At 73.5% G+C, this 16,292-nt stretch carries 19 protein-coding genes; 11 read left to right on the top strand and 8 right to left on the bottom strand.

What is annotated here, in order from left to right; translation table 11 throughout:
• The first annotated feature begins 21 nt into the window (after positions 1-21).
• The 3 genes from AB0M43_RS08655 to AB0M43_RS08645 all read left to right on the top strand — a co-directional run bounded on the left by AB0M43_RS08655 (position 22) and on the right by AB0M43_RS08645 (position 2,614).
• On the top strand, positions 22-366 hold the full coding sequence (locus AB0M43_RS08655; RefSeq protein WP_363723321.1) for a YciI family protein: 345 nt from the start codon (positions 22-24) through the stop codon (positions 364-366).
• Positions 367-371: 5 nt separating this feature from the next.
• Positions 372-1,637, top strand: a complete 1,266-nt coding sequence (locus AB0M43_RS08650; protein WP_363722473.1) for an RNA polymerase sigma factor — start codon at positions 372-374, stop codon at positions 1,635-1,637.
• A 116-nt stretch (positions 1,638-1,753) separates the two neighbouring features.
• On the top strand, positions 1,754-2,614 hold the full coding sequence (locus tag AB0M43_RS08645; protein ID WP_363722471.1) for an AraC family transcriptional regulator: 861 nt from the start codon (positions 1,754-1,756) through the stop codon (positions 2,612-2,614).
• Positions 2,615-2,689: 75 nt separating this feature from the next.
• Here AB0M43_RS08645 and AB0M43_RS08640 read toward each other — a convergent pair whose 3' ends face one another.
• The 3 genes from AB0M43_RS08640 to AB0M43_RS08630 are packed head-to-tail and all read right to left on the bottom strand — an operon-like array spanning position 2,690 to position 5,497.
• Complete coding sequence (locus AB0M43_RS08640; RefSeq protein WP_363722469.1) at positions 2,690-3,541, bottom strand: ABC transporter permease subunit; 852 nt, start codon at positions 3,539-3,541, stop codon at positions 2,690-2,692.
• Positions 3,528-4,454 (bottom strand): ABC transporter ATP-binding protein, encoded by a 927-nt coding sequence (locus AB0M43_RS08635; RefSeq protein WP_363722467.1) that lies wholly within the window; start codon positions 4,452-4,454, stop codon positions 3,528-3,530. Before AB0M43_RS08635 ends, AB0M43_RS08640 begins: the two co-directional genes overlap by 14 nt.
• Entirely contained in the window at positions 4,451-5,497 is a 1,047-nt protein-coding gene (locus AB0M43_RS08630; protein ID WP_363722465.1) for a hypothetical protein, read from the bottom strand. The genes AB0M43_RS08635 and AB0M43_RS08630 overlap by 4 nt, the downstream gene beginning before the upstream one ends.
• An 81-nt stretch (positions 5,498-5,578) precedes the next feature.
• Here AB0M43_RS08630 and AB0M43_RS08625 point away from each other — a divergent pair, with 81 nt between their 5' ends.
• Together AB0M43_RS08625 and AB0M43_RS08620 are read left to right on the top strand one after the other, a co-directional pair.
• Complete coding sequence (locus tag AB0M43_RS08625) at positions 5,579-6,259, top strand: response regulator transcription factor (protein WP_363722463.1); 681 nt, start codon at positions 5,579-5,581, stop codon at positions 6,257-6,259.
• A gap of 151 nt (positions 6,260-6,410) precedes the next feature.
• Entirely contained in the window at positions 6,411-7,586 is a 1,176-nt protein-coding gene (locus tag AB0M43_RS08620) for a HAMP domain-containing sensor histidine kinase (protein WP_363723319.1), read from the top strand.
• On the opposite strand, the gene AB0M43_RS08615 is transcribed toward AB0M43_RS08620, so the two are convergent.
• The gene (locus AB0M43_RS08615; RefSeq protein ID WP_363722461.1) at positions 7,533-7,958 is read right to left on the bottom strand and encodes an ABA4-like family protein; all 426 of its coding nucleotides are present in this window, start codon (positions 7,956-7,958) and stop codon (positions 7,533-7,535) included. The two genes, AB0M43_RS08620 and AB0M43_RS08615, sit on opposite strands and share 54 nt — an antisense overlap.
• 79 nt (positions 7,959-8,037) lie before the next feature.
• Between AB0M43_RS08615 and AB0M43_RS08610 the strand changes: the two genes are divergently transcribed.
• Positions 8,038-8,493 (top strand): hypothetical protein, encoded by a 456-nt coding sequence (locus AB0M43_RS08610; RefSeq protein WP_363722459.1) that lies wholly within the window; start codon positions 8,038-8,040, stop codon positions 8,491-8,493.
• 65 nt (positions 8,494-8,558) lie between these two features.
• Positions 8,559-9,104 carry a LysM peptidoglycan-binding domain-containing protein gene (locus tag AB0M43_RS08605; RefSeq protein WP_363722457.1) on the top strand — a complete coding sequence of 182 codons (546 nt, stop codon included), beginning with the start codon at positions 8,559-8,561 and terminating at the stop codon, positions 9,102-9,104.
• Between the two features lie 52 nt (positions 9,105-9,156).
• On the opposite strand, the gene AB0M43_RS08600 is transcribed toward AB0M43_RS08605, so the two are convergent.
• The gene (locus AB0M43_RS08600) at positions 9,157-9,924 is read right to left on the bottom strand and encodes a nucleotidyltransferase domain-containing protein (protein ID WP_363722455.1); all 768 of its coding nucleotides are present in this window, start codon (positions 9,922-9,924) and stop codon (positions 9,157-9,159) included.
• 56 nt (positions 9,925-9,980) lie between these two features.
• The gene (locus tag AB0M43_RS08595; RefSeq protein ID WP_363722453.1) at positions 9,981-10,586 is read right to left on the bottom strand and encodes a superoxide dismutase; all 606 of its coding nucleotides are present in this window, start codon (positions 10,584-10,586) and stop codon (positions 9,981-9,983) included.
• A gap of 201 nt (positions 10,587-10,787) precedes the next feature.
• Between AB0M43_RS08595 and AB0M43_RS08590 the strand changes: the two genes are divergently transcribed.
• Positions 10,788-11,441, top strand: a complete 654-nt coding sequence (locus AB0M43_RS08590) for a nitroreductase family protein (RefSeq protein ID WP_363722451.1) — start codon at positions 10,788-10,790, stop codon at positions 11,439-11,441.
• 3 nt (positions 11,442-11,444) lie between these two features.
• Here AB0M43_RS08590 and AB0M43_RS08585 read toward each other — a convergent pair whose 3' ends face one another.
• Positions 11,445-13,157 carry a prolyl oligopeptidase family serine peptidase gene (locus AB0M43_RS08585; protein WP_363722449.1) on the bottom strand — a complete coding sequence of 571 codons (1,713 nt, stop codon included), beginning with the start codon at positions 13,155-13,157 and terminating at the stop codon, positions 11,445-11,447.
• 81 nt (positions 13,158-13,238) lie between these two features.
• Here AB0M43_RS08585 and AB0M43_RS08580 point away from each other — a divergent pair, with 81 nt between their 5' ends.
• Both AB0M43_RS08580 and AB0M43_RS08575 read left to right on the top strand, forming a co-directional pair.
• The gene (locus AB0M43_RS08580) at positions 13,239-14,501 is read left to right on the top strand and encodes a DUF2254 domain-containing protein (protein WP_363722447.1); all 1,263 of its coding nucleotides are present in this window, start codon (positions 13,239-13,241) and stop codon (positions 14,499-14,501) included.
• Positions 14,502-14,648: 147 nt separating this feature from the next.
• The gene (locus AB0M43_RS08575) at positions 14,649-15,215 is read left to right on the top strand and encodes a hypothetical protein (RefSeq protein WP_363722445.1); all 567 of its coding nucleotides are present in this window, start codon (positions 14,649-14,651) and stop codon (positions 15,213-15,215) included.
• On the opposite strand, the gene AB0M43_RS08570 is transcribed toward AB0M43_RS08575, so the two are convergent.
• On the bottom strand, positions 15,205-15,693 hold the full coding sequence (locus AB0M43_RS08570; protein ID WP_363722443.1) for a VOC family protein: 489 nt from the start codon (positions 15,691-15,693) through the stop codon (positions 15,205-15,207). The genes AB0M43_RS08575 and AB0M43_RS08570 overlap by 11 nt on opposite strands.
• Positions 15,694-15,764: 71 nt before the next feature.
• Between AB0M43_RS08570 and AB0M43_RS08565 the strand changes: the two genes are divergently transcribed.
• Complete coding sequence (locus AB0M43_RS08565) at positions 15,765-16,220, top strand: MarR family transcriptional regulator (RefSeq protein ID WP_363722441.1); 456 nt, start codon at positions 15,765-15,767, stop codon at positions 16,218-16,220.
• The last annotated feature ends 72 nt before the right edge of the window (positions 16,221-16,292 follow it).

Here is a 16,292-nt window from a genome sequence, read left to right as displayed (position 1 = left end):
AGGAGTGACACCGTGAAGTACATGATGCTGATCTACGCCGCCGCGCAGCCCGAGGACGCGAGCCTGTGCACCCCGCCGGTGTTCGAGGAGTGGATGGCCTACGACAAGGAGGTCCAGGAGGCGGGCATCTTCGTCGCCGGGCACTCCCTGGCGGACCTGACCACGGCCACGACGGTCCGGGTCGGCGACGCCGGCGACCGCACGGTCACCGACGGGCCGTTCGCCGAGACCCGGGAGGTGCTCGGCGGCTACTACGTCATCGACGTGCCCGACCTCGACGCCGCGCTGGACTGGGCCGCCCGCTGCCCCGGGTCGCGCGGCGGCGGCACGATCGAGGTCCGGCCGGTCGCCGACTTCGAGGGCTGAGCGCGATGGACGAGCGGGCGGCCGCATCCGTCGAGGCGGTGTTCCGGGAGGAACGCGGCCGGCTGCTGGCCGCCCTCGTCCACCGCTTCGGCGACCTGGACCTGGCCGAGGAGGTGGCCTCGGAGGCCATCGAGGCGGCGCTGAACCACTGGCCGGTCGACGGCGTGCCGACCCGGCCCGGGGCCTGGCTGCTGACCACGGCGCGGCGCAAGGCCGTCGACCGGCTCCGCCGGGACAAGGCCTATGCCGCCCGGTTGGCGATCCTGCAGGCCGAGGCCGACCGGGCCGACCCGGCGCCGCCCGCCGACGCCGACGGGGAACTGCCCGACGAGCGGCTGCGGCTGTTCTTCACCTGCGCGCACCCGGCGCTGCCCGCCGAGGACCGCGCCGCGCTGACGTTGCGCTGCCTGGCGGACCTGACCACCGTCGAGGTCGCGCGGGCGTTCCTGGTGCCGGCCGCGACGATGGCGCAGCGGATCGTGCGGGCCAAGAAGAAGATCCGCGACACCCGGATCCCGTTCCGGGTGCCCGGCGCCGACGAGCTGCCCGAACGCCTGCCCGGGGTGCTCCAGGTCGTCTATTCGATCTTCACCGAGGGGTACGCGGCCAGCTCCGGCTCCACCCTGCAACGCCTGGACCTCGCCGAGGAGGCCATCCGCCTCGCCCGGATCCTCCGCCGCCTGCTGCCCGCCGAACGCGAGGTCGCCGGCCTGCTCGGCCTGATGCTGCTCGTGCACGCCCGCCGCGCCGCCCGGACCGGACCCGACGGCGCCCCCGTGCTCCTCGCCGACCAGGACCGGACCCGCTGGGACCGCCCGATGATCGACGAGGGCGCCGCGGCGGTGTTCGCGGCGCTGACCGGCGGCCCGCCCGGCCCGTACGGGGTGCAGGCCGCCATCGCCGCCCTGCACGACGAGGCCCCCGACGTGGCGGGCACGGACTGGCCGCAGATCGTCGCCCTGTACGACGTGCTCCTCGGCCTCACCCCGTCGCCGGTCGTCGCGCTCAACCGGGCGGCGGCGGTGGCGATGCGCGACGGGCCGCAGGCGGGGCTGGCCCTGCTCGACGCGCTGGCCGACGAGCCGAAGCTGCGCGGGTACCACCTGTACCCGGCGACCCGGGCCGACCTGCTCCGGCAGTTGGGGCGGGGGCAGGAGGCGGCGGCGGCGTACCGGGAGGCGCTGGAGCTGGCCGGAACCGAGCCCGAGCGGGAGCACCTGCGGCGGCGGTTGGCGGCGGTGGAGTCGCCCGGCGACGGGACGGCGGGCTGACCGTTCGCGCCGCGGGCCGCCGGTGCCCGGTGACCCGACCGGAGCGGGCACGGGAAGTCGGGTCCGGCCCGGGGCCGTCCTCCTAGGCTCGGTGGCACAAGGAAGGGAGGCCGGGAGTGCTGGAACCGCTGAACCGGGCCATGGACCACCTCGAAGCCCACCTCGACCAGCCGGTCGACATGGCGGAGCTGGCCCGGATCGCCGTCACGTCGGAGTACCACCTGCGGCGGCTGTTCGCGGCCCTGGCGGGCGTCGGCCTGGCCGAGTACGTGCGGCGCCGGCGGCTCACCGTCGCCGGCGCCGAGGTGCTCGCCGGGGACCGCACGCTGCTGGACATCGCCGTGCGCTACGGCTACGGATCGGGCGAGGCGTTCGCGCGCGCGTTCCGGGCCCTGCACGGCGTCGGCCCCGGTGAGGCCCGGCGCACGGGCGCGGCCCTGTACTCCCAGCCCCGGATGACCTTCCGTCTCGTCGTCGAAGGGAGCAGTGCCATGCGGTACCGGATCGTGGACAGGGAGGCGTTCACCGTGGTGGGCAGGCGGGCGAGGGTGCCGCTCGTACACGAGGGGATGAACCCGGCGATCGTCGCGTTCCTCCGTGGCCTGGGCCGCGACACCCTCGACCGGATCGCCGCCCTGTCCGACGGGGAACCCTCAGGGGCCGTCGCGGTCACCGACAACCTGGCCGAGGGGCGCGCGGAGGGCACCGAGCTCGACTACTGGCACGGGGCGGTCACGTCGGCCGCCGCGCCGGAGGACATGGAGACGCTGACCGTGCCGGCCGGCACGTGGGCCGTGTTCGACAGCTCCGGGGAGTTCCCGCGCGCGTTGCAGCACCTGTGGCGGGACGTGTACACCCAGTGGTTCCCGTCGAACCCGTACCGGAGCGTGCCGGGGCCGGAGGTGCTGTCGACCCGGCTGTCGGAGGACGGCACGCACGCCGACGCGCAGTTGTGGATCCCGGTGGAGCGGGCGTGACCGGGGCCCCGGAGCAGTCACATGCTCCGAGGCCCCGATCGGGCCGGGCCCGCGGCCCGGTACCCGTGGAAGGTCCTAGCTCGTCACGTCCTTCGACGAGAACCGCGCCCACGCCGCCGTCGTGAAGATCGCCGTGTACACCGCCGCCGACAGCAGCCCCGGCCCGACCGAGTTCATCGCGATCGGGTCGCGCAGCAGGTCACCGAACGCGTACCAGTAGTGCGTCGGCAGATACGGGCCGAGGAACGACAGCTGCGGGATCGCGTCGAGGATGGTGCTCACGATCGTCAGCATCAGCACCGCCACGCCCGCGCCGATGGGCTGCTCGGTCAGGGTGGAGAAGAACAGCCCGATCGCGGCGAGCGCGGTCAGGCAGACCGTGACGTAGCCGCAGACCAGCAGCAGCCGGCCCACCCCGCCCCAGAACCCGATCTGGGTACCCGACAGCAGGGTCATCGGCCCGCCCCCGAACAGGGCCAGCCCGGCGACGACCCCGGTGACCGCGACCGCGAGGGTGGCGGTCGCCGAAAACACGACGAGCGCCCCGAACTTGACCGCCAGCAGCCGGGCCCGGGTCACGGGCACGGCCAGCAGGTACCGCAGGGTGCCCTGGTTGGCCTCCCCGGCGATGGAGTCCCCGGAGATCGTGGCCACCGCCAGCGGCAGGAACAGCGGGATCTCCACCATCAGCGCGGCCAGCCCCACGAACAGCCCGTTGTCGGTGATCGCGGAGAAGAAGTCCCCGCCGCCGCCCCCGCCGTTGTCCGGGTTGTCGACCTTCACCGCGATGGCGATGATCAACGGCACGGCGGCGAGGATGGCCAGGCCCACCCAGTTGCGCCGCCGCCCGAAGATCAGCATCAGTTCCGAACGGAAGAACCGGGTCGTCGGCCGGCCCACCCGTGCGGGCGCGTCAACCGCTGACATCGAAGCCCTCCCCGGTCAGTGTGACGAACAGTTCCTCCAGGTCGGGGCGCTGCACCGCGAAGCCGCGCACCGGCACCCCGTCCCCTACCAGCGCGGCGACGACCTTCTCCGGGGCGATCTCGCCCAGCAGCCCGGTGGCCGAGGACTCCCCCACCGCGACGTCGGTCAGGCCCAGGCCGCGCAGTGTCGCGGCGGCCTCCTCGGGCAGGGCGGTGTCGACCCGGGCGGTCGGCAGGGTCCGGCCCCGGATCGCGTCGATCGAACCCTGCGCGACGAGCTTGCCCAGGTGCATCACGCCCACGTGGGTGCAGATCTGCTCGACCTCCGACAGCAGGTGCGTCGACAGCATCACCGTCGAACCCTCGGCGGCCAGCCCCGCGATGATGTTGCGGACCTCCCGGGTGCCCTGCGGGTCCAGCCCGTTCGTCGGCTCGTCGAGGATGAGCAGCTCACGGGGCTGGAGCAGGGTGCCGGCGAGGGCCAGGCGCTGGCGCATACCGAGCGAGTACGCCCGGTAGCGCTTGCGGGCCGCCGGCAGCAGCCCCACCCGGTCGAGGGCCCTGTCGATCCGGGTCGCGGCCGTCGCCCCGTCGGCGGTGCGGTCGGCCGCGTCGAGCCGGCGCAGGTTGTCGCGCCCCGACAGGTACGGGTGGAACGCCGGCCCCTCCACCAGCGAGCCGACCTTCGACAGCGCGGTGGCGGCCGGCGTACCCAGCAGCTCGTGCTTGCCGGCCGTCGGGCTGATCAGGTTCAGCAGCATCCGGATCGTGGTCGTCTTGCCGGAGCCGTTCGGGCCGAGGAAGCCGTACACGGCCCCGGTCGGGACGGCCAGGTCGACGGCGTCCACCGCGACCTGGGCCCGGAACCGCTTGGTGAGGCCCTGGGTGCGGACCGCCAAGGGGTGGTACGTCACTTGGCCGCCTCGTACAGCTTCGCCGGGGCGACCGCGCCGACGATCACGCGACCGTCGTCGGTGAGCAGCGCGGAGAACAGCTTCGAGCTCAGCAGCCGGCCGCTGCCCCAGTCGCCGCTGACCTTCGGCAGCTGGCCGAGGATGCCCCGGGCGTCCTTCGGCATCGTGCCGGGCTTCGCGACGACGACCGTGGTCCAGCCGGTGCCCTTCAGCACGGGCTTGGCGGCGTCGTCGACCGGCGGCAGGTCGGACGGGCCGGGCGCGGCCGGGGCCTCGGACTTCTCCGTGCCGGGCGGCGGGGTGAACTGGAAGTGCTCGGCGCCCGGCTTCTCGAACGAGATCTGCTGGAAGCCGACCTCGAACGCCGCCGCCGAGGTGCCCTTCGCGAAGACCTGCACCCGCAGCGGGACGTGCCGCTCGCCATCGACGGCCACGTGCACCGAACCGATCAGCGAGTCCTTGTCGCGCGGGGCGAGGATCAGGTCGTACGCGGCCCGGCCGGCGACCGTGACGTTGCTGGCCGTGGTGACGACCGTCGACGGGTCGATGGTGGCCAGCAGCCGGTCGGCCGCCTCCTGCGGGGTCTTCGGCAGGTTCTGCGGGTCCAGCGGGCCCTGGTCGGACTTGTGCTCCCCGGTGACCTTGGAGTGCACCGCCTTGTGGTCCTTGCTCGACCACAGCCACAGGTCGTCGCCGTTGCGGATCACGTCGGACTCACCGAGCGTGCCGAGCAGGGCCAGGCGGACCTTGTCCGGGCCGGCGTACCAGACCTTGAGGGTGTGGTTGCCGCTCACCAGGGACGTGAAGTCCGAGCCGCCCCCGGCGGCGGCGAACGCCGGCAGCCCCAGGTCGGCGCGCTGCACGACGGTGCCGCTCAGGGCGTCGAGCTGGGCCCCGCGCAGGTCGACGAGGAGTTGGGAGGCGGTGCGTTTGGGCAGGTCGGGCGCATCCGTGGCGCCCGCGATCTGGCTGAATCCCACGACGGCCGCGACGGTGGTGACGATGCCGACCGGGACCGCCCAGCGAAGCCTGTTGTCAGTCATGCCCCCCATCCTGCGCCGCCGACCCTGTGAGGAGCCTGAGAGCGCCGCCGGGCGGGGCCGCGCGCGTGGCAGGCTGTGGGCATGCGGCTGCTGGTGGTGGAGGACGAGGAACGACTGGCCCGGGCGCTGAAGCGGGGGCTGGAGGCCGAAGGCTTCGTCGTGGACCTCTCCGCCGACGGGATCGAGGGCCTGGAGGCCGCCCGGTACGGCGACTACGCGGCCGTCGTCCTCGACATCATGCTGCCCCGGCTGTCGGGGTACCGGATCGTGGCCACCCTGCGCGCCGAGGCCAACTGGGTGCCGGTCCTGATGCTGTCGGCCAAGGACGGCGAGTACGACCAGGCCGACGGGCTCGACGCCGGGGCCGACGACTACCTGACCAAGCCGTTCTCGTTCGTGGTGCTGCTGGCCCGGCTGCGGGCACTGTTGCGCCGGGGCGCCCCGGAACGGCCGGCGGTGCTCGCCGTCGGGGACCTGACCCTGGACCCGGCCAGCCGGCAGGTGCGGCGCGGGGACGTCGACATCGCGCTGACCAGCAAGGAGTTCGCGCTGCTGGAGTACCTGATCCGGCATCCGGGGACCGCGTGCTCCAAGATCGCGATCCTGGACCACGTGTGGGAGGCCGGCGCGGACACCGACCCTAATGTGGTGGAGGTGTACGTCGGGTACCTGCGGCGGAAGATCGACGCGCCGTTCGGGCGCCGGTCGGTGCAGACGGTGCGCGGACTCGGGTACCGGCTCGCCGACGACCGGGGCGCGTGATGGGCGGCACGCCGGCGACCTCCCGGCCCGGCCCGGTGACCGGCGGCACGCGGGCGCCCGGCCGGCAGGGCCACCACGGTCCGCCGGGCCGTTCGGTCGACCGGTCCGGGCGGCTCCCGTGACCCGCCGCCTCGACCTGCGGACCCGGCTCGTGCTGCTCGGCACCGCCGGGGTCGCCGCCACCCTCGCGCTCGGCGGCCTGCTGCTCGTCCTCGCCCTGAAGTTCGCCCTGGTCCGCTCGCTGGAGGACACCGCCCGGCACACGGCCAACGACGTCGCGGAGCTGGCGCTGGCCGGGGAGCTGTCCGACCCGGTACCCACGAGTGGTTCCGGGGTCGTGCAGCTCGTCGACGGTGACGGGCGGATCCTGGCCGCCTCCATCGGCGCCGACCGGCTCGTGGCGCTGCTGCGCCCGGACGACCTGGACCGGGCCCGCACCGGTCAGACCGTCCACCTGCGCGGGCCGGAAGGGGAGACGCTGGTCGTCGCCGCCCCGGTGCCCGGGCAGGGCACGGTGCTCGTCGCGGTGTCCGCGCGCGACGCCCAGCAGACCGTCCGGGCGCTGCGCACCACCCTGCTGGTCGCGTTCCCGCTGCTCCTGGCCTGCCTGGTCGCGATCGCGTGGCGGCTGGTGGGCGCGACCCTGCGGCCCGTCGAGGAGGCCCGGGCCCGGCAGCGCGCGTTCGTCGCCGACGCCGCCCACGAACTGCGCAGCCCCCTGGCGAGCCTGCGCACCCAGCTGGAGGTCGCCGCGCACCTCGGCGAGCAGGCCGACCCGGAGGAGCTGCTCACGGATGTCGCCCGGCTCAACCGGCTCACCGACGACCTGCTGCTGCTGGCCCGGGTCGACGAGCGGGCGTCCACCCGGCGGGAACCGGTCGAGCTGCTGGACCTGGTGCGCGGCCTGCGGGCCCGGTACCCGACGGTGGCCGTCACGGGCACCCCGCAGTCCACGTCCGGCGACCGGGGCCAGCTGGAGCGGATCGTGGCCAACCTGGTCGACAACGGGCTGCGGCACGCCCGGGGCACCGTGGCCGTCGACGTGTCCCGCGACGGCCCGCAGGTCCTGGTCACGGTCACCGACGACGGCCCGGGCATCCCGGCGGAGGACCGCGAACGGGTGTTCGGCCGCTTCACCCGGCTCGACGACGCGCGCGGCCGCGGCGGCGGCGGTACCGGCCTGGGGCTGGCCATCGTCCGCGAACTCGTCGCCGCGCACAACGGCACCGTCCGGCTGTCCGACGCGGGCCCGGGGCTGCGCGCGGAGGTGCGGCTACCGCGGTTCGTCGGGCCGGTGGAGGTGGCGGACCGGCAGGTAGGCCAGTAGCCCGATCGGGGCGAGCAGGATGGTCACCAGCAGGATCGGCCCCGTGACCAGCGGGTGGATCCGGCGTTCGCGGCTGTCGAGGTAGATCCACCGGCCGACGAACAGGTCGAACGCGATGAAGTGCGCCCAGCCGACGGTCGCGCCCAGCGGGGTGCCGAGCAGGTCGCGGATGCCGTCGAGGGACGGGCTGGCCACCGCAGGCAGGATCGTCGTGATGTCAGGGATGACCAGGAGCAGGTACACCACGGCCGGCGGGGCGGCGATCCACGGCGAGGACACGATCCGCCGGGTCCACGACCAGGTCGGGGCCAGGATCATCAGCGCCCAGAACGGCGCGGCCATCGAGAAGATCGCGGAGAACACGGTCCGCACGGGTCACCTCCACCGGCGCGTGTCGCCGCGCCGAGTATAGGGGGTAGCATCGCGCAACCCACCCTTCTGGAGGAACGCAGTGCACCGCATCGTCCGCACGGCTGCCGTCGTCAGCCTCCTTCCCCTCGCGCTGGCCGGCTGCGGAGACGGCGCGAAGGACGCCCCCACCCCGGAGCCCACCCTCACCGTGGCCCTGCCGAGCCCGACCCCACCGTCCACGGTGAAGGCCACCCCCGCCGCCCCGGGCGTGAAGGCGTGCCCGGTGGCCGCGGACAAACTGCTGACGGACCTGAAGACCTTCGACGCGGTGTACCTGGGCGCGGGCGCCCCCGAGAAGCTGGAGAAGGTGGTCTGCCAGGACAACTTCGCGCTCGCCAGCGCCGTCGGCCCGATGCAGAGCGCCCGGGTGCTGTTCGCCTACGACGCGACGACGAAGAGCTGGCGCGCGCTGACGGCCGGCCCGGGGCAGCTCTGCACGGAGCAGTACGTGCCGGCGGCGACCGCGAAGAAGCTCAACTGCCAACCGGCGGGTTAGTACGTCCCTTTTACTCCGATACGGTTACGCTTCCGGCTGACCAATACATCGGAGAAAGGGTCAAGATGGACACCTTGAAGTCCGGCGAGAGCCTCGGCGTGGAGCAGAAGCTCACCTCGAACAACGGCAAGCACGCGGTGCGCCTGCAGGGCGACGGCAACCTGGTGCTCTACACCGACGCCGACGTGGCCTGGTCGAGCGGCACCGAGGGCAAGGGCGCCGTGCGCGCCGAGCTGCAGTCCGACGGCAACTTCGTGCTGTACACGTCCGACAACTCGGCCGTGTGGGCGACCGACACGTCCGGCTCGGGCACGTCGCTGACCCTGCGCAACGACCGCGAGCTCGTGCTGTCCGGTGGCGACGGCGCCGTGCTGTGGACGTCGAACACTTCCAACGGCGAGGCGCTGGAGGCCCCGGCCCCGGCCGCCGCCGAGCCCGCCGCCGCCGCGCCGGCCGCCCAGACGTACACCGTGGTCGACGGCGACACCCTGTGGGGCATCGCGGAGCGGTTCTACGGCGACGGCAACCAGTACCAGAAGATCGCCAGCGCGAACGGCATCGCCAACCCGGACCTGATCAACGCGGGTCAGACGTTGACGATCCCGGCCTAGGGAACGTTCTCGGGGAGGGGTCCGACGCGGGCCCCTCCTTTCGCGTGTGCCGTCACGCCGGCGCGGTCCAGCCCAGTTCCCGTTCGAGGTGGGCACCCAGAGCCTCGGACAACTCAGCGGGGTACCGGTCCCCGCACAGCTCCCGCGCCAGCGGCACGAACGCCTCCAGGCACGCGCGGTGCACGGCCAGCACCGACCCCCGGTCCGCCGCGATGGCCGGCAGCCCCTCCAGGACGGCCCGGTGCCCGGGCGCCAGCAGCGCGTACCGCCGGCTCGCCCCGCCCGGGTCCGCCACCGGCACCGCGAGGTGCGCGAGGTCGAGCAGCAGCCGGCGCACGAGGGTCGCCCCGGAGGCACCCAGCACCCCGTCGCCCCGGAACGCCACCATCGGCAGCAGCCCCATGACCCGGAGGAACTCCGTCGTCACCGCCACGGCCAGGTCCCGGTCGACGGCGGGAACCGGCGGCCCGTCGGCCAGCAGGGCGTGCAGCCCGGACGGGTCCCACAGGGCCACCAGCCCCGCCCGGGACCGCCCCGGCACGTCGGCCACCGTGCCCACCGACAGGTCGAACCGTTGCCAGTCGGGCGTGACCTGCGTGAACACCGGCGCGGAACCGACCTGGGACCGGAGCACCGTCGGCGTCACGGCGTCGCACACCGCCGGCCAGTCGGCCAGGAACCCCGCGACGTCGTCGACGACGAGCCACAGGTCCACATCGCTGTACCGGTCGGCGTCGCCCCTCCCCCGACTCCCGGCCAGCCACAGCCCGCGGGCCCCCGGGTGCGCGGACAACGCCGAGGTCAGATCATCGGTCAGCACCGGCGCAGCGTACGCGAAAGGGGCCCCACCAGGGGGCCCCTCCATCGTGCGGGTGACTACTTGGCGCCGCGCGCCGCGTCGAACCGGGCCGACACGTCGCTCCAGTTGACGAGGTTCCACAGCTGGTCGACGTAGTCCGGGCGGACGTTCTTGTACTGCAGGTAGTACGCGTGCTCCCACGCGTCGAACACCAGCACCGGGGTGGTCCCGACGCCCACGTTGCCGTGGTGGTCGTAGACCTGGGTGACCTGGAGGCGACCCGACAGCGGCTCGAACCCGAGCACGCCCCAGCCCGAACCCTGCACCAGCTTGGTCGCGTTGGACAGCTGCGCCTGCAGCGCCTCGAACGAGCCGAAGTACTCGTCGATCGCGGCGGCCAGCTCGCCCTCGGGACGGTCGCCGCCCTCCGGGGACAGGTTCTCCCAGAAGATCGAGTGCAGGACGTGACCCGAGACGTTGAACGCGAGGGTCTTCTCCAGGCCGACGATGCCCGCGTAGTTGCCCTTGTCGCGGGCCTCGGCGAGCGCGTCGAGCGTGGCGTTGGAGCCGGCCACGTACGCGGCGTGGTGCTTACCGTGGTGCAGCTCCAGGATCTGGCCACTCATGGCCGGCTCCAGAGCCGAGTAGTCATACGGCAGATCAGGCAGGGTGTAGATGCTCATCGGCTTCCTCCGGAGAAAAGAATTGCGCGAGCAAGCGCGGGCGCATGAGTGCGGGGCTGGGGATGAGGTGTGAGTTCGACCGGACCAGTGGGACACAGGGGAACGCCTCGTACACCCTGAATGTCTCCTCCCCGCACGAGTCAAAACTATACCGGCGCGCGAAACCGAAGATCGCCAACACCGTTGCGTAGACTGCCGTCTATGGAGTTTCGCGAGGTTCTGCGCCGCCGCCGGATGGTCCGCGAGTACGACCCCGACCGGCCCCTGTCCCCCGAGATCGTGGAGCGGATCGTCGCCCACGCGCTGCGCGCCCCGTCGGCCGGGTTCTCCCAGGGCTGGGGCTTCCTGGTCCTGGAGGGCCGCGAGGACCTGGACCTGTTCTGGGAGGTCAGCACGTTCGGGAAGGACAGCCGCAGCGGCCAGACCGCGGCGGCGGACATCCTCGACGAGTGGCTCGCCGGGATGCGGACCGCGCCGCTGGTCGTCGTGGCCCACTCGCACAAGGACGCCTACCTCGACCGGTACGCGCAGCCCGACAAGGGCTGGACCGACCGCGCCGAGGACCGCTGGCCGGTGCCGTACTGGGACATCGACGCGGGCATGGCGGCCCTGTTGATGCTGCTCACCGCCGTGGACGAGGGCCTGGGCGCGTGCCTGTTCGGCGTCCAGCCCGAAAACCACGACGCGTACCGGGCGGCGTTCGACGTCCCCGAGGGCTTCGTGCCGATCGGCGCCGTGTCGGTCGGATACATCGCGCCGAAGGAGCGGAAGGTCACCCCGGAGCGGCGCGCCGTCGTGGCCGCCCGCCGCCGGCCGGTCGCCGACGTCGTGCACCGGGGGCGGTGGGGCGCCTAGCCCTCAGCGCGGCAGGTGCCGCTCCAGGAAGTCCAGTTGCAGCGCCGCCTGGGCGATGCGTTCGGTGATCACGACACTGAAGTGGCCGGCGTCGAACCGGTACACCTCGTGGACGGCACCGCGCTCGGCCAGGCGGCGCACGTAGTTGTCGATCTGCCGGGTCGAGCAGCGCGGGTCGTTGTCCCCGGCCGTGATCAGCACCGGGGCCCGGACGTGCTCGACGTGCGTGATCGGGGACGCGGCCGCCCACACCTCGGGCCGGTCCTCGGGGCCGCCGCCGAACAGCGCCAGGTTGTAGTCGCGGAGCATCTCGGTCGCGTCGGCGTGCAGGGTGAGGAAGTCCCCGATCGGGACGAGGGCCAGGCCGGCCGCCCACAGTCCGGGCTGGGTGCCCAGGCCCAGCAGGGTCAGGTAGCCGCCCCAGGAGGCGCCGCCGAGCACGCACCGGGCCGGGTCGGCGATGCCGGCGGCGACGGCCCAGTCGTACACGGCGGCGGTGTCCTCGAGCTCCGGGCCGCCCGGGTTGCCGACGAGCGCGTCGCGCCAGGCGGTGCCGTAGCCGTGCGAGCCGCGGTAGTTGACGTGCACGACGCAGTACCCGGAGTCGACGAACGCCGACCGGCCCGGGTGGTACCGGTCGACGTCCTGCGCGTCGGGCCCGCCGTGCAGGTAGAAGATCGTCGGGTACGGGCCCTCGCCGGCCGGCCGGGACAGCAGCACGTGCACCCCGGCGACCCAGTGGTCCTCCAGCGGCGCGGCGTCGGGGGCGTGCGCGCCGAGCAGGACCGTGCCGTCGAGCCGGCGGACGACGGGGCCGTGCTCGGCGGACGTCCACCGGTACTCCACGTCGCCGTCGGGGCGCACGGCCGCCGCGTCGATCACGCCGCGCGGGGTGTCCAGCCGGGCCAGCGCCCCGGTGTTCAGGTCGAGCTGGTAGAGCTCGTCGCGGGCGTGGTGGGAGTGGGTCAGCAGCAGCGAACGCCCGTCCGGGTACCAGCTGGCCGACACCTCCCCGGGCAGGTCCACCCGCACCTCCGCCTCGTACCCGGTGACCGGCTCCCACAGCAGCAGCTCGTGCTTGCCGTGCCGGTCGTGGGTGAGCAGCAGCCGGTTGTCGGTGGGCGCGAAGTCCACCACCGACAGGCCGTGCGGGTCGCTGATGTCGCCCACGGTCTTGCCGTCGAGGTCGAGGACCCGCACGGCCCGGTGCCGCGAGTCGGAGTTCTCCGAGTGCTCGACGGCCAGCAGGGTCTCGTCGGCGTTGAGCGCGCACACGGACGCGTCGCGCGGTGAGGAGTACACGACGGTGTCGCCCGCGCGGACGGTCACGCCGTCGGCGCCCGACACCCCGACCACGGTGACGGTGGCCCCGGGCACCAGCCCGACCGGGTACCCCGCGCCCAGGGCCGCGAACCCCGGCTCGGCGGGCGCGGAACCGTCGAACGGCTCGCGCATCCACACCCCGTACTCGTCGCCGTCCGTGTCGGCGAACCACCACACCCACCGGCCGTCCCGGCTGACCGCCGCCGACCGGGTGCCCTGCGGCCGGTCGGTGACCTGGCGGTGCGTACCCGTCGAACGGTCCCAGGCGTAGACCTCCAGGACGCCGCCGACCGTGGACCGGTACACGGCGCGGTCCGGGGCGTCGCGGGCCCACTCCGGCGGCAGGATCAGCGGGGTACGGAAACGGCGCGCCCAGCGCGGTTCGTCGGACATCCCGTCAGCCTCCCAGCCCCGCCGACGGGCATCAAGGCCGAACGCCCTTGCCGGGACCCTTGCGTCGGGCACGATGGGACCATGCGGCACTGGAGGGAGCGGGTCCGGTCGGCGTTCTGGCCGGTGCCGTTGTTCCTGCTGATCCTCGGCATCGCGCTGCCGGCGTTCACCGAACAGCTCGACGAGTGGGCGTCGTTCGACCCGGAGCTCGTCAAGGAGACCCCGATCGGGGACGAGGCCAACCGGGCGGTCATCTCCACCATCGCCGCGGCCATGCTCAGCTTCCTGGGCGTGGTGTTCTCCATGTCGCTGGTGGGCCTGCAGCTCGCGGCCAGCCAGTTGTCGCCCCGGGTGCTGCGGTTCTACGCCCGGCTGCGGATCACGAAGATCACCCTCGGGGTCTTCCTGGCCACGTTCGCGTACTCGGTGACCGTGCTCGGCGTGATCGGGGAGTACAAGTTCGAGGACGGCTCCTCCGACGTGCCGATCTTCTCCATCGCCGTGAACTGGCTGCTCCTGTTCGCCAGCCTGGTGCTGTTCGTGTTCTACGTGAACACGATCCTGCGGCTGATGCGCAGCACGTTCATGATCGAGGCCGTGGCGGTCGAGGCGCGCGGCGTCATCGACGAGTGGTACCCGGTGGCCCACCCCGACGAGTCGGCCACGGTGCCCGACCGCGAACCCGACGGGGTGGTGCTCGCCGCCGAGGCCTCGGTCCTGACGTCGCTGAACTTCCACAAGCTGGTCCGACTGGCCGCGCGCGGCGACACCCTGCTGCGGGTGGTACCCAGGGTCGGGGACTTCGTGGCCCGGGGCGCGCCGCTGGTGCGGGTGTGGGGCACCCGGCTGCCGTACGCGTCGTCGGTGCGTTCCGCGTTCCACTGGGGCCGGGAGCGGACCCTGCACGACGACCCGTCCTACGCGCTGCGCCTGCTCGTGGACATCGCGATCCGCGCCCTGTCCCCGGCCGTGAACGACCCGACGACCGCCGTGCAGGCCGTCGACCGGATCGTGGACCTGCTCGCCGACATCGGGGCCCGCCCGGACGCGGCCGGCGTGCACCGCGACCGCAGGGGCGTGCCGAGGGTGTTCGTGGAGGTGCCCGACTTCGAGAGCCTGACCCGGCTCGCGTTCACGGAGATCCGCCGGTACGGCGCCGACGCGCCCCAGATCAGCCGCCGGCTGCTCGCGGCCTTCGACGACCTGGCGGTGATCCTGCCGGAGCGGCTGGCCCCGGTGCTCGCCGAGCACCGCGACCTGGTGCTGGCGGCGGTCCAGCGGGCGGTCCCGGACGAGGCGGAGCGGCGGATCGCGCTGACCCCGGACCGCCAGGGACTGGGCTAGGCCCCGGGCCCGCCCGCTGCCCGAGGGGCCGGCGCCCGCCCCGCGCGACCGTGGCCGTGAGTTGGTCCGCCCGTCATGTCCGGGTGAAGTGGCCGTGTCGGATTCCTGATAGGAGCGCGACGGCCGGGCACTGTGTACCTTGCATCCATGGTCGAGGACAACGGGCTGGCGGCACGTCAGAAGCTGCCACCCCGGGTGCTGCCGTGGCTGCAGACCCTGCGCGGCTGGGAGAGCATGGAACCGCCGCCGAGACCGCCCCGCTGGCGGCGGCTGAGCGCCACGGTGATCGCGGTCGGCGCCACGGGTGTGCTGTTCGCGCTGGGCATGGTGGGCTGGGACAGCGAGCACGGCCCGGTCGACTCGGCCTCGGCGGTGCCGAGCGTCGTCGGCACGGGCGAGCGGACCACGGTCGCGCTGCGGGTCACCCCGGACGTGCTGGCCGCCTCCTGCGCGCCGGGCGCGACCGCGACGGCCGGGGTGTTCGTCACCGTGCACCCCGTGGGCCGCCCCGCCGAGGTCACCTACCGGGTGCACTACGGCGACGGCGCGTCGGAGACGGTGACCCGCAAGCTGCTGGCCGGCGAGGTGTCGTTCGTCGACGAGCGCCGGCACACCTGGGCCGCCGACTCCCGGCGCGCCTACCGGGTGACCGTCGAGGTGCTGGCCCCCGCGCCGGCCGGGGCGGCGGAGGGCCTGGTCTCGGTCAGGTGCTAGAGCCGGCCGCGGCGCCGGTCGCGCGGTCGGTGCCCCAGCGGGCGACGGCCGCCTCGAGGTCGAGCTGGCGGTTGCGGGCCTCGCCGTCCCAGTCCTCGGCCGGCACCCGCCACATCACCTCGAACTCGATGCCGTCGGGGTCCTTCGCGTAGATCGACGTGGACACGTGGTGGTCGGTGGCGCCGACGATCGCGCCGCGCTCCTGGAGCCGGGCGCCGACGTCGAGCAGCTCGCCGAGGGTGCCGACCTCCCAGGCCAGGTGGTAGAGGCCGACCTGGCCCCGGGTCGGACCGGCGGCCCCGGCGCCCACCGCGAACAGGCCCAGGTCGTGGTCGTTGGCGCTGCCGGCCGCCTTGAGGAACACCGCTCCGGGGTGGGCGGCGGTGACCTCGAACCCCAGGGTGTGGGTGTAGAACTCCACGGCGACGTCGGTATCGCGCACGTAGAGGACCGCGTGGTTGAGCCTGCGGACGGCCATGTCGACTCCTTTAGTTGACGTGTCAACCGAAGGTAACACATCGTTGACGAGTCAACCAATATGATGTGGGGGTGGATACCCGCTGGTTGACCCCCGAGGAACTCGCCGCCTGGCGCTCCTACACCACCCTCACCGAGCTGCTCGAGGTCGAACTGGGCCGCGACCTGGGACCCAGCGGCCTGTCGTACCCCGATTATCTGGTCCTGGTCATGCTCTCGGAGGCCGAACCGCACCGGCTGCGGATGCAGGAACTCGGCGCGGCCCTGTCCTGGTCCAAGAGCCGCCTGTCGCACCAGCTGCGCCGGATGGAGGCCCGGGGGCTCGTCGGCCGGGAGGACTGCCCGTCGGACGCGCGCGGCACCTACGCGACCCTCACCCCCGCCGGGCTCGCCGCGATCCGGGCCGCCGCCCCGCTGCACGTCGCGAGCGTCCGCCGGCTGGTCGTGGACGTGCTGACCGGCGAGGAACTGGCGACCCTCGGGGCGCTGTCGGACAAACTGCGCGACCGGCTGGACGCCCGGGGGTGACCCAGGTCAAACGCGCGGGCGGCGGGGAACGGGCCGCCGATCCGGTGCGGGAGGATCCTCCTCCCGCACCGG

It is taken from the genome of Longispora sp. NPDC051575, from assembly GCF_040681875.1.
In the GTDB taxonomy this organism is placed as follows: domain Bacteria; phylum Actinomycetota; class Actinomycetes; order Mycobacteriales; family Micromonosporaceae; genus Longispora.
The sequence above is the reverse complement of the archived record's forward strand: the minus strand, read 5'-3'. Positions and strand labels throughout refer to the sequence as shown.